The sequence below is a fragment of the Microcystis sp. M083S1 genome, assembly GCF_020246405.1.
Classification (GTDB): Bacteria; Cyanobacteriota; Cyanobacteriia; order Cyanobacteriales; family Microcystaceae; genus Microcystis; species Microcystis aeruginosa_C.
This window is the reverse complement of the sequence record NZ_JADBTB010000036.1, coordinates 1-12,261: the sequence shown is the minus strand read 5'-3', so window position 1 is coordinate 12,261 and position 12,261 is coordinate 1. Positions and strand designations below refer to the sequence as shown.

The window sequence follows — 12,261 nt, the reverse complement described above, 5'->3', positions numbered from 1 at the left end:
TGGGAGTGATCAGGGGGAAAATTGAGGTACTTTTTCCCTGAAAATTAGGTAGTTGACCACCTGAAAATCGGTAAAACCCTACACCCCACACCCCACACCCCACACCCTACCCCCAGGAAAAACTTTTTCAGCAGACCCTATTTATCTGAAAGTGCCAACAATAAAAAAATAGCAAACGCTGTGAACAACTATGTTAAAGAAAATTAATTGTCTGCGATCTCTATCCTGTTTCCTCGCTACAATCCTCTGGAGTAGTCATCTAGGGATTAACTCTAGCCTCGCTGTCAATGATAATTGTCAACTGTCCGAATCAGAAATCAAACAACAAGAAAATCTGCGTCAAACTTCGCCCCAAGAATATAACATTTTATTGCAGAAATATGCTGAACAATTGCGCTTTTGTCGGTCCCGACATTGGTTACAGGAACAGGCGATCTGGTTACGTCTCTACTCCTGTGATACCCGTCCAGGCTCGATCGAAAGTATCCTCGATCGCATCGTGGCCAAAGGTTATAATACAGTTTATCTGGAAGTTTTTGCCGATGGTCAAGTCCTATTACCTCCTAACAATAATCCCACCGTTTGGGATAGCGTCATTAAAAATCCCAGTGCCGGAAATGTCGATTTATTAGCACAGGCGATCGAACAGGGACATAAACGCGGTTTAAAGGTTTATGCTTGGTTATTTAGCCTCAATTTTGGCTATGCTTATAGCTTGAAACCCGATCGACAGGAGGTGTTAGCACGCAATGGTAAAGGACAAGATAGCACCTCTTTTGTCGATGATCAATCCCAAACTTTTGTCGATCCCTACAGTAATCAAGCGCGACAGGATTATTTAATTCTCCTAGAAGCCATTTTACAACGTCGTCCCGATGGAGTTTTATTTGATTATATTCGCTATCCCAGAGGAACAGGAGTCGATTCTGTTGCTGATGATGTCAAAGATTTATGGATTTTTAGTCCAGCATCCCGACAAGCTTTCATTAATCGAGGATTGAATAATAAGGGCAAATTTTTAATCGATCGCTATCTGACTCGTGGGCAAATTTCCCCCGATGATATCGTCGAAGCCGACCTCCTTTATCCCCAAGAAACCGCCCCTCTTTGGCAAGGAAGAATACCTTTAGAGGAGGAGATGAAACAATCAGTTAAAACCCGTTTTGATCGCCTCAAATTAGAACTTTGGTTCCTAGCGGTTGCCCATGCTGCCCAGGGTGTAATTGATTATATTAGTTATTTTTCCGCCCTAGTGGAACGTCAGGGAATTCCCGCCGGGGCAGTGTTTTTTCCTGATGGGAATCGTCTTGTGGGTAATCAAGGTTTTGATTCTCGTTTACAAGCTTGGGATAGTTTTCCCGCTTCCCTAGAATGGCATCCCATGTCCTACGCTAATTGTAACGATACCACCTGTATAGTTAATCAGATCAAAAGAGTAGTGGCAAGCAGGGGAAATCAAACTCCTGTTATCCCAGCTTTAGCGGGTTTATGGGGACAACCCTATAACAATCGTCCCTCCTTAGAAGTACAAATGGAAGCGATTCGGATCGCTTTTCCCACAATAGATGGTATCAGTCATTTTGCTTTTTCTTGGCAAGAACCACAATTCGATCAAGCCAGAAGATTTTGTCAAATCTAACCGCATTTACACCTCCACTTTCACTTCCTCCACCTCTGTTTGTCCCTGTGTTGAGGGAACTATCAAAGCTGGCAGTTCTGGTTCGGCGGTGTTGAGACTCATTGTAATATCGACGTAGTTAATCACCGCCCCTAAAATTTTCACCTCCGCTTCTGCTAACTGGTCAGTTGCTTCACTCAAGAGACTAGAACGAGTGATCGCCTGGCGCGTTACCAGAATAATCCCGTCTGCTAGTTCTTCTAAGAGAAGCGCATCATTACAGCTAGACAGAGAAGGCGTATCGACAATCACCAGATCGAAACGGCCGCGAGAATCTTTGAGAATTAATTGTAATTCGCTCGATTCAATGATAGCTGCCGCTTGTTTTTGCGGACCGGGACTAGGCAAAATGGAAAGGTTTTCAATATTTGGGGCCAGACGGACCGATTTACTTTTTGCCCCGTAGTAAAGTAGGGGTTCTCGGAAAGAATTAGGATCGGGAATGACTCCGATTTTTTCAGCTTTGGAAAGACTTCTCAGATCTCCTTCTACTAACAGAGTCCGTCGCCCCGCTAAAGCCGCAGCGATCGCCAGATTATAGGCAGTGGCGGTTTTCCCCTCTCCGCCAGTAATGCTGGTGACAACAACTACTTTCACCGTTTCGCCGCCGCCAACAAGTCGCAGGGTACTGCGTAAACGTTCGTAGTAGGGGAGATAATTGGCATTAGCATCGGCGAGAATCGGCTCGATTTCCTCGCCCTCTAAATTCCGGACAATGGGCAATTGTCCTAAGAGTAGTATATCCCGACTAACCAAAGCTTCCCGCAATTCTTGGGGACTGTGCAGGCGATCATCGATCACTGCTAACAGGAGAATCACGCCCAATCCGGCTAAAGTTCCCAAACCAGCACCCACCAAGAGAATCAAGGTACGATTCTTGCGGTTAAACACCTGTTCGATCCGTTCAGCAACTGGCGTTTGGGCGACGGTGAGACTACCCACGGTTTCCGCTTCTGCGGCCTGAGCATCCACCAGAGCATTGAGAATATTCTCGTAGATACCCCGTTGAAAGGCGACGGCTTGGATTAAACGAGCTTGCTGTAGCTGTTTATCGGGGAATTTCTCGTATTGGGAGCGTAATTGCTGTTCCTGAGTCACTAAGGATTCTAATTGTTTCATTAAACCCTCGCGCTGGGTTTGCAGGGTGACTAATTGAGCCGCTAGTTGTTGACGGGTGGCATCGAGATTACTTTGCTGACGGATGCGACTGCTGGGAAGATCGGTCAGGATGCCATCTTTTCCGATCACCTCGGCGGCTCTTTTTTGTAAGAGAGATTCGTTAACTTCCTGTTCTTTGCGTAATTTAGCTACGGTGGGATGTTCGGGACGTAAATCCTTCTGTAGTCGCTCCAATTGGGCTTCCGTACCCAAGATCTGCGCTCGGATACTGGCAATAATCGGGTCGGCACTAAGGGCCGAGGAGGTGTAAGCTTGATCGGGGGTTAAATCGAGTTGTTTACTCAGACTATTAATCTGTCCTTGAATGCCTTGCAGTTCTAGGCGAATTTCTCGCTGTTGCTGTTGACTACTGGTGATAGCGGTGAATAAACTCCCATCTTGAATCGCCAATAAATCTGAACCCTGGGTACTAATGTAGCGATAAAACTTTTCTTCGGCTCTGGTTAAATCTTTTTGGACTTCGTTAAGTCGGACACTGAGAGCTTCTATGCGGGCCCGTAACTGGGAAGTATTCAGCCAGCGACTGTATTCCACCATTTCCTTCATCAAGGTTTCGAGAATTAACTCCGCCTTGGACTGGGAGTCGGACCTTAACTCTAAAAGTATCTCTTGGGGTTGGTCGCTATTATTTTTTTGTCCCTCCGCTTCACCAGGGAAGGTGATTTTCAAATCTTGATCGCGAATTTTAATGATCTGTTCCTGATTAAATTGCAATTTTTTGGCCACATTGACTAATACCCGGGGAGACAGCAGTAAATCGCGGTTAATAGCTCGCCCTTGTTGTTGCAGTTTGGTTCCTGTACTGGTAAAAGCCGGCGGCGGCACCCGGTAGGCCAATTGTCCCACCGCTCGATAAAAGGTGGGCGGTTTCTCAGGATCGGGTAGGAGAGCAAAGATCACAGAACCGCCTAAACAGACGAGGAAGACGAATATTCCCACAAATTTGTTCTGATCTAGCGAGATGAGAAATCGTTTAACAATTGGTAGAGCCATAGCTTTTTAATGTATTCCCAGATTCTTTACATTTTAGCGGTCAAGAGTTATTCTCGTCCTTGAAATCCTAGACTATGAAGTTGTGTTCAGGAGTGAAGGGAGCGAGTTGCCCCTCAATTATCGGAAGTTATCGAATTGATTGCTAAGGTTGAGAATTGTATTGGTAAAACTCGTAATATCCCGGATGGGTTGGGTAATAATATTAAAAGCGGCGAAAATTTCCCCTAATAGGGTGCGGGTGACAATAATTACGTCCTGATCTTCTAAGGGAACATTTTGCGAGATATCTCCTCTAACTGCCGCTATCGGACTCAAAGTTTGACTAACAATTCCCCCTTTGGCACTGTCAAAACGGAGCAGAGACACTTCATTGACATTAATCCGCAGGCGATCGGAAACCGGTAAACTAGCCACCACATCGAGGAAGGTACTGCCATTAGGAATCGAAACATTTCTCAGGGCAATTCCCGAAGGAACTAAGGGAGCTAAAACCCTGATCGTGATATTCTGCTGGGCGAGGGTGGTTCTCGCCACCAATGTGCCATTATATCCCGTCTCTTGGCCCACTTCTAACTTGGAAACAATCACGGCATCGCCCCCTTGCAGACGCAGATCTGGCAAGCGTTCCCCTTTAATTAAGGGAGTATAAAGGTCAAGTTTCTCCTCTAATACTGTACCATCGACTAAAACCCGACGGACAACGATCGAACGCAGATCGGCTCTGGGGGTGCCGCCACCCGCGGCCAAAAGTACCTGCGCTAGGGGAGTATTAGGAGCAACACTATAAAACCCCGGTCGCTGTACCTCTCCCAGAATGGTTAACTGGACGGGACGCGGACCGGTTAGAAAGGCAATGACTTCTGGTTCCTCCCGCAAGTATTTTCGCCCCAATTCCAGGCGGATTTTAGTTTGCACTTCGTCTAAAGTCAAGCCCAACACGGGAATACGCCCTAAAATCGGCACCAGAAAATTACCATCGGGATCCACAGGACTTGAGGAATTAAATTCGGGAAAATCGGGAACCGAGACAGTAATTTGATCGCCGATATCGAGTCGATAGGACTGAATTTGTCGGAATTGGCGATTATTGGGAGAGTAACCCGGTGGACTGTAGCCAGCGGGGGGAATCGTGTTTTCAGGAAAGGTGGGATTAGGGGGTTGGGGGGGCAAAAATTCCAACCCGGCCCCCGGTTGAGTCTGGGGTATGGACAAAGGACCCTGGGCCTTGAGGCTCTCGGAGTCAATTATCCACAAGAACCCTGTCAGACCCAACCCTGATAGGGCTATGGCCCCGGTTCTCAATAAACTAACTGGCAAAAACTTGTTGAGCGTTGGTGGAATCATACAGATCTGTCAATTTTTGGGTTCTGACGATGATAATTTATTTTCTGGGAGTTATAGTCATTTCAATTAAGATTGAGAATATCAATGCCAGAGTTCATAAGGGTTTCACTGGTCTAGATTGTATCAGACTTATCTGAAATGGCTATACCTAGTGGGAGAGGAACAAAGAAGCTATTAAGGGCTAGAAAAGTGCCTTGAGCTAGTTTTTTTTAAAGAGATGGTTAGGAGCAGAAAAACTACTTTTCTTTTTTAGACTCAGGGAGAGAAGTTAATTGACTTAAGACATTTTGTTCTAAGTTACTTTGAACTTCCTTGGCGAGATTGAGAGCAAAGGGAGTGAGAGTTTGCAGTTCTTTCGTCGGTTCTAAGGGAATCACTAAGGAAACGGCTATCCAGGGTACTCTCTGTCTTTTTAATTGCGCCCATTGGTCAAGCCAATACCAAACAGAGGAATCGTAATGACCACCACCTAGCCAAGCATACCACTGCACCACGGCAAAGGTGTTTTGTGTCCAAGCCCGATAGAATCGAGCCGTGGCCTTTCCTCCCGACCGGGTGGGAATTGATAGCTCGGTTGTTTCCCCCTGATTCCAACGACTAATCGAACTGATATCCGACCATTCTAATCCTGGTTGATTTTTATAGTATATCTGTGGCTTTAAAAGCACGGTGATCCTCTTGCCTTCAGGAGTTTCCACCAGTTGTACCGACCATTTTCCCTCACCGATTTCCCCTTGGCTCTGGTTGATGGTTTTCAGGTCAGACAACTCGATTCCCGATTTTTGTAAGGCCTGCATTTTCTGAATATTACCGATTCTCGCTTGATCCAGCCAAGACCAATGGCCAGAAATTAAATTGGGCAAGATACCCCCTAAAATCAATAGCAGCAGCAGGCACAACAGGAGTAGATAATTACCCGGTAGCTTTTTTTTGATTTTATCTAACACTAAAGTTACCTCGGCTGGAATTTTTTGACTAATCACCTTTGTTACCTTCCTCTTGAGCTAGGGACTGTTTCTTGGCTGCGTCCCGATACTGCATGATTTGGAAGACCAAAAGGATCAGTAATAACATAAAGACGGAGTATAAATCACCCCCCCAGCTATCGTGGAGTAATTTAAAGTTTGCCTCTTGTCCTGTGCCGTGAAACCAAGCTAAAAGCGCGTTACGAACGATATTAGCCCCGACACTAATTCCAAAGGCACTGAGGAGCATAAAGCGGGTTTTACGACCGTTTTCGATGGTATCTGTCCAATGGAGCAGCAGCAGCGTGACGTAAAGACTGGTAAATAACATTTTCAGCCCCGCACAGTAGGGGGCGACTTCCACCATCCTACCTTCTACCGCTACATAGATACCGTCAACGGAGACATCTAAGCCCGCTTGCTGAAGAATAAAACCGGCGCAAGCGGCAATAAAAACCTGTAGGGGTAGGGTATAGGGAGTGATCAGGTAGGGGATAGGATTAGGAGTCGCTAAAGCTGTTAAAAGTAGGGGAAATCCCTGTAATTTAAAACCTTCCGTTCCTTTTAACCAGAGACAGATGCCCGCTAAAATAATCGGAAAAGATATACTAACCCAAAGGGAGGAACCGAGGAGATAAAAAATCGCTCCTAGGGTTAACAAAAAAGCTCCGAGGGGATGGGAGCGATCTTCGAGGCGCTGCCATTTTTTACGATTCTGCCAGACAATATAGGCGGCGTAGGGAAGGCCGATCAAGCCGTGGCTAAAGTATTCGTGTTCGATGCTGATCGATTTATTCAGCCAACCATCGTACCAATGAAAGATCACCGGACCATAGATAACCGCCAAGAAAGCGATAATCAGCCAAGATTGCCAATTTTTCTGGGAGACGGGGGATAGGGAAGGACTAATACCCATAGGACAGAGCGATTTAGTGACAAATTCTGAATTTATGTTACCCGATGATCGCAGTAATCTGTTCAACCACGATGTCAATTTGCTCCTCCCTGATACCGGGGTACATGGGGAGAGAGACAATTTCTTCACAGAGAATCTCTGCATTAGGAAAGCCTCCCTGTTGATAACCCAGGTAGCGATAGGCCGGTTGCAGATGACAGGGAATCGGATAATGAATGCCGGTTTGAATACCGACGGCAGTTAATTGTTCTTGTAGTTGTTGGCGTTCAACGGGACAATGGGCGAGGATGCGAATAACGTAGAGATGATAGACATGACCGGTTTCGGTTTCGTCTCGTATGGGTAAAATGCCCTTATCGGCTAAAGGAGCCAAAAGCCGGTCGTATTGTCTTGCCGCTCGATGACGGGAGCGATTCCAACTTTCCAGATGGGGTAATTTAATGTTTAAAATGGCGGCTTGTATGCTATCTAAACGGCTATTAGTGCCGATATCGGTGTGGAAATACTTGCTCGGTGCGCCATAATTTCTTAAACTGCGGGCTTTTTGGCTAATTTCAGGATCATTGCTCACTAACATTCCGCCATTGCCAAAAGCACCCAAATTTTTACTGGGATAAAAACTAAACCCCGCCGCCACACCGACACTGCCGGCGCGATAACCTTCTCTACTGGCTAAATGGGCCTGGGCTGCATCTTCAAAGATAATCAGATTATAGCTGCGGGCAAAATCCTGTAATTGTTGGGGTGATACCATCTGTCCGTACAGGTGTACGGGTAGAATGGCGCGGGTTTTGGGGGTAATTTTTTGGGCGGCCGCCGCAAGGTCAATTAGGGCCGTATCGAGGTGACAATCAACTAAAACCGGTTTAGCTCCCGCTTGAATAACACCCATGAGGGTAGCGACAAAGGTATTAGCGGGGACTAGCACTTCATCCCCGGCACCGATGCCGTAAGCTTGTAAAGCAAGGGCAAGAGCGGCAGTGCCGGAAGCTACTCCCACAGCATACTCGACTCCGCAAGCTTGGGCGAAGGCGGTTTCAAATTCGGCTAAAGCTTGACCTAAAACAAAATCTCCCCGGTCGATAACTGTTTGGATGGCCTCGGTAATTTTTGCTTGTAGGGGCTGATTTTGCCAAGTTAAATCGACAAAGGGAACTTTGATTAAATTGGAATTCATCTAGTGCTTATGTTATGAAGATATTATTAATTATCAAGAGACTAGCATGGATTTGAGCAAGTTGGCTAGATTAGTAGGCTCTCTTGTCCTTTATCTGATAGATAGTCTTCACTGATCGAGTCTGTCTTTTTCTTTGTGTTCTTTGTGCCTCTGTGGTTTATCCTTTAGAACTGGTGATTATGAGTGATTTTACTGCTTTAACTGCGTTAATTTTGGCCGGTGGCCAAAGTTCTCGTATGGGACGAGATAAAGCTTTGTTATCTTTTCAGGGTCTCTCTTTTCTAGAGAATACTTGTTTAATTGCCCAAGATTGTGCAGTACAGGTGTCTGTGATTACGCCTTGGCCAGAACCTTATGAACTTATCATTCCCCAATGCTGCCGGATAATCAAGGAACCTCTCCCCACTAGGGGTCCTTTATTGGCCTTTGCCTTGGGATTAACTTTTGTATCAACCGATTGGGTTTTATTGCTCCCTTGCGATTTACCTTTACTAACACCCCCAATTATTCAAGGATGGTCAAGATTATTAGCCACTGTACCAGAAAATGCCATCGCTTTGGTTCCCCGGTGCGGTGAGCGTTGGGAACCTCTCTGTGGTTTCTATCATCGTCGTTGTTTAGAATCTTTGCAGACTTATATTCAGCAAGGGGGAACTTCTTTTCAAAAATGGTTAAATGTCTCTGTGGTGGAGGAATTAATTATCGATAATTCCGAGATTTTATTTAACTGTAATACCCCAGAAGATTTAGAGATAATAATAAACTCCCCAGATATTAACCGTAAGAAAACCTAGCACAAAAGGGAGTAAAAGTAAAGAGATCGGCGAAGAAATATTGGATAAATGGCGATAACCATAGTAGAGCATTCCGGTTAGATAACCGCCGGTTACACCGATAATTGCGCCGATAATATCGCCATTTATGGATAAATAGGAAGTGAGCAAAATGACGAGGGAAAAGGGCAAAATTATCAGGCCAGCTAAAAATATATCGCCGGTGAGACTACCATATTTATTACTTAATTTTCTGCCCAACCAACTAGATAAAGTCAGAATAATAAAAGGAAATACTGCCCAGCCTAGTAACAGTAAAAACTCGGATTTAACTGTCCAGTTTTGCCAAGTCAAAGCGATGAAAAAACTGCTGATGATTGCTGCCAATACACCCGTAGCCAAAGCCTGATTACGGTTGAACTTTAAAAAAGCCTCTGCTAGACCGGTCTTGGGTTTGAGCAAAGATGAAAAAGAGATTTTCAGCAAATCAAAAACAATAAAAAGAGTTTTTGACCACTTGATTGATTGCCGTTGTCGATAACTTTTCTGAGGGTCTCTTAATTTATTTGCAATGGCATGATAGCGGCGAAAATTTCCCTGTTGCTTAAATTTATTGGCCGCTATTTGGAAATCTTTTCGTGCTGCCGGCAGTTCCGAGAGTTCCTCTAAAGCTAATCCTCTTTGATAATAGAATTGGGGATTATTTGGGTCAATAGCGATTGCTTTGCCATAAGCTTCTAGGGAGGATTGGGTGTAACCGAGTCGTTGACGGGATAAACCGAGGTAATAGTAAGCTTGGGAACAATCGGGTTTTAACTGCAAAACTTGGCGACAATCGCTCAAAACTTGCCGATCCTGCTGATTATAGTAGTAAACTTCCGCCCGTTGCAGATAGGCCTGCCAAAATTGCGGATTAATTGCGAGCGCTTGCTGGTAAAATGCGATCGCTAGTTGATAATTTTTCTCTTGAGCGTAGCGCCATCCCTGCTGATAAAAATCCTCGGCACTGGGGTGAAAAGTGGGTATTTCCGGGGATAAACTGCGATCATACTCTTTTCTTTTCTCTTTATCGCTCAAAACCCGATAAGCTTGTTCAATTTCCCGAAATTTTGTCACTGCCTCCGGATCATCGGGATTATAATCGGGGTGATATTGCCGGGCCAGACGACGAAAAGCGGCTTTTATTTGATTATTACTGGCATTACGGGGAATTTGGAGGACTTCATAGTAATTTTTCATACTCGAATGCTGGGGGAATTTTCAACTACTTAAAATTGTTGCCAATGGCTCGCCGAAACGACTATCATTGTCAATTAAATAGCTTTTATTGAGAGTTGATCGCTTATGTCTGCCTACACTGCTTCCTCCCTGAAAGCGGAACTCAACGCGCGGGGGTGGCGCTTAACTCCCCAGCGAGAGAAAATTCTGCACGTTTTCCAGAATTTACCGAAAGGCAATCATCTCAGTGCTGAGGAATTGCAGGAATTACTGGACAAACGGGGGGAAGGAATTAGTTTATCGACAATTTACCGCAGTGTTAAACTAATGTCGCGGATGGGGATTTTGCGGGAGTTGGAATTGGCCGAAGGTCATAAACACTACGAACTCAATCAACCCTATCCCCACCACCATCATCATTTGGTCTGTATTCAGTGCAATAAAACCATCGAATTTAACAATGATTCTATTCTCAAACACAGTCTCAAACAGTGTGAGAAAGAGGGTTTTCAGTTAATTGACTGTCAGTTAACGGTGATGGCCATCTGTCCGGAAGCTTTGCGGATGGGTTGGCCGTCGGGAATACCGAGTAATTGGGGCTGTACGCGTTCGCTGGTGGATACTCGTTTCCAAAACTGCGAGATTCCCGAATCAAAGGAACCGGAACCAGAAAACTAGGTATCTAAGCGGACATTCCCAACTGAAAACCGAGAGCTTTTTTCTGCATTAATTGGAAAATATTATAAAATCCGTTGGCGCGGGAAGGGGTAAGACTGACTTTTAAGCCGGTTTCTTCGATAAAATCCGGGGTGACTTGCAGGATTTCCGTGGGAGTCAGTCCATTGAAACCCTCGATTAACAAAGCAACTAAACCCTTGACTAATTGCGCGTCGGAATCCCCTTTGTACCAAACCTGGCCATTTTCGAGGTCGGCAGTGATATAAACTTGGGATACACAGCCATGAACTTTATTAGCGGGTATTTTGGCAGATTCTGGTATTGGTTCTAGTTTTTTAGCAAAAGCTAGTAATTGTTCGTATTTTTGCTTAGGATCGGTACGGCGTTTGAGGCGTTCGACGATGCGATCGAGATTAGACGGGAGCATATTGCGAGTTAAAATAGGAAAAAATTAGCCAATAGCTTTTTTATATTAGCATTCTTGCGGAAGTTGCGCGCTGTGGTTATCGCTGCCAGGGCTACCTTGGTCAGAGCGCCTCGAGGCTATCTGCTAGAATTGGCATCATTGACATCCTCGCCGCCGTAAACGGACGGTGATTCCCAAACCTCACGATTTAGGTTTCTGCTTGGGGTCCCGAAGGATTTTTCGCACCTGCCTTAACAGATTTACTCTGTTCTGGTCTTATGGTCGCTCTACAGACTGACACCGCAAGCCCTGCGGCCAAAATGTTTTTACTGGCGTTAATATCTCGGTCATGGTGAGTCCCACAGTCTGGACAATCCCATTCTCGAACATTTAACGGCATTTTCTCAGCAATATACCCGCAATTACTACACCTTTTAGAGCTAGGAAACCATCTATCTATTTCGATGTAATTTCTTCCGTACCAACGGCATTTATAGGCTAATTGTCGAGTGATTTCTCCCCAGCTTACATCAGATATTGCCTGAGATAATTTAGGGTTTTTGACCATATTCTTGACGGCTAAATTCTCAACCACAATCGTTTGGTTTTCCCGAACTAATTGAGTGGTTAGCTTATGTAGATGGTCTTTTCTACTATCGGTGATTTGAGCGTGAATTCTGGCTACTTTGATTTTTGCCTTTTCTCGATTCTTTGAGCCTTTCTGTTTTCTAGAAAGACTTTTTTGTGCCTTTTGCAGTCTCCGATAATGCTTGTTAAAATGCTTGGGATTAGATACTTTATCGCCATTGCTGGTAATTACTAGGCTACTAATTCCTAAGTCAATTCCAATGGCTTTATCTGTTACTGGTAAAGGCTTAATCGTTGGGTCATCAAATCTAATTGAGATATGCCAACGTCCAGAAGGATGTAATCT

General features: G+C 45.0%; 11 protein-coding genes. 3 read left to right on the top strand and 8 right to left on the bottom strand.

Annotated features, from left to right (window positions below):
- The first annotated feature begins 190 nt into the window (after positions 1 to 190).
- Entirely contained in the window at positions 191 to 1,639 is a 1,449-nt protein-coding gene (locus tag IM450_RS03655; protein ID WP_287664366.1) for a family 10 glycosylhydrolase, read from the top strand.
- Positions 1,640 to 1,645: 6 nt separating this feature from the next.
- Here IM450_RS03655 and IM450_RS03650 read toward each other — a convergent pair whose 3' ends face one another.
- From IM450_RS03650 to IM450_RS03630, 5 genes are all read right to left on the bottom strand, one after another.
- The gene (locus IM450_RS03650; RefSeq protein ID WP_287664363.1) at positions 1,646 to 3,850 is read right to left on the bottom strand and encodes a GumC family protein; all 2,205 of its coding nucleotides are present in this window, start codon (positions 3,848 to 3,850) and stop codon (positions 1,646 to 1,648) included.
- 117 nt (positions 3,851 to 3,967) lie between these two features.
- Positions 3,968 to 5,194, bottom strand: coding sequence for a polysaccharide biosynthesis/export family protein (locus IM450_RS03645; RefSeq protein WP_287664360.1), 1,227 nt, complete (start codon positions 5,192 to 5,194; stop codon positions 3,968 to 3,970).
- Between the two features lie 236 nt (positions 5,195 to 5,430).
- Positions 5,431 to 6,177: a cyanoexosortase B system-associated protein gene (locus IM450_RS03640; protein ID WP_287664358.1), complete on the bottom strand. Its 747-nt coding sequence runs from the start codon at positions 6,175 to 6,177 to the stop codon at positions 5,431 to 5,433.
- Positions 6,170 to 7,075, bottom strand: a complete 906-nt coding sequence (gene crtB / locus IM450_RS03635) for a cyanoexosortase B (protein WP_287664356.1) — start codon at positions 7,073 to 7,075, stop codon at positions 6,170 to 6,172. Before crtB ends, IM450_RS03640 begins: the two co-directional genes overlap by 8 nt.
- A 37-nt stretch (positions 7,076 to 7,112) precedes the next feature.
- A complete protein-coding gene (locus tag IM450_RS03630; RefSeq protein WP_287664353.1) occupies positions 7,113 to 8,252 on the bottom strand; it encodes a DegT/DnrJ/EryC1/StrS family aminotransferase in 1,140 nt (379 codons plus the stop codon).
- Between the two features lie 179 nt (positions 8,253 to 8,431).
- Between IM450_RS03630 and IM450_RS03625 the strand changes: the two genes are divergently transcribed.
- Positions 8,432 to 9,046: a molybdenum cofactor guanylyltransferase gene (locus tag IM450_RS03625; protein WP_287664369.1), complete on the top strand. Its 615-nt coding sequence runs from the start codon at positions 8,432 to 8,434 to the stop codon at positions 9,044 to 9,046.
- Here IM450_RS03625 and IM450_RS03620 read toward each other — a convergent pair.
- The gene (locus tag IM450_RS03620; protein WP_002801640.1) at positions 8,999 to 10,264 is read right to left on the bottom strand and encodes a DnaJ domain-containing protein; all 1,266 of its coding nucleotides are present in this window, start codon (positions 10,262 to 10,264) and stop codon (positions 8,999 to 9,001) included. The two genes, IM450_RS03625 and IM450_RS03620, sit on opposite strands and share 48 nt — an antisense overlap.
- Before the next feature lie 105 nt (positions 10,265 to 10,369).
- Between IM450_RS03620 and IM450_RS03615 the strand changes: the two genes are divergently transcribed.
- Positions 10,370 to 10,921, top strand: a complete 552-nt coding sequence (locus IM450_RS03615; RefSeq protein WP_002737956.1) for a transcriptional repressor — start codon at positions 10,370 to 10,372, stop codon at positions 10,919 to 10,921.
- A 4-nt stretch (positions 10,922 to 10,925) separates the two neighbouring features.
- Here IM450_RS03615 and IM450_RS03610 read toward each other — a convergent pair whose 3' ends face one another.
- Complete coding sequence (locus IM450_RS03610; RefSeq protein ID WP_002761229.1) at positions 10,926 to 11,348, bottom strand: SufE family protein; 423 nt, start codon at positions 11,346 to 11,348, stop codon at positions 10,926 to 10,928.
- Between the two features lie 187 nt (positions 11,349 to 11,535).
- Positions 11,536 to 12,261 (bottom strand): RNA-guided endonuclease TnpB family protein (locus IM450_RS03605; protein ID WP_287720584.1); only part of this gene is annotated, 726 nt, incomplete at its 5' end.

Excerpts from the sequence above, each read along its gene's own strand:
- IM450_RS03655 (WP_287664366.1), top strand. The coding sequence starts at position 191 with ATGTTAAAGAAAATTAATTGTCTGCGATCTCTATCCTGTTTCCTCGCT.
- IM450_RS03650 (WP_287664363.1), bottom strand. The coding sequence starts at position 3,850 with ATGGCTCTACCAATTGTTAAACGATTTCTCATCTCGCTAGATCAGAAC.
- IM450_RS03645 (WP_287664360.1), bottom strand. The coding sequence starts at position 5,194 with ATGATTCCACCAACGCTCAACAAGTTTTTGCCAGTTAGTTTATTGAGA.
- crtB (WP_287664356.1), bottom strand. The coding sequence starts at position 7,075 with ATGGGTATTAGTCCTTCCCTATCCCCCGTCTCCCAGAAAAATTGGCAA.
- IM450_RS03630 (WP_287664353.1), bottom strand. The coding sequence starts at position 8,252 with ATGAATTCCAATTTAATCAAAGTTCCCTTTGTCGATTTAACTTGGCAA.
- IM450_RS03625 (WP_287664369.1), top strand. The coding sequence starts at position 8,432 with ATGAGTGATTTTACTGCTTTAACTGCGTTAATTTTGGCCGGTGGCCAA.
- IM450_RS03620 (WP_002801640.1), bottom strand. The coding sequence starts at position 10,264 with ATGAAAAATTACTATGAAGTCCTCCAAATTCCCCGTAATGCCAGTAAT.
- IM450_RS03615 (WP_002737956.1), top strand. The coding sequence starts at position 10,370 with ATGTCTGCCTACACTGCTTCCTCCCTGAAAGCGGAACTCAACGCGCGG.
- IM450_RS03610 (WP_002761229.1), bottom strand. The coding sequence starts at position 11,348 with ATGCTCCCGTCTAATCTCGATCGCATCGTCGAACGCCTCAAACGCCGT.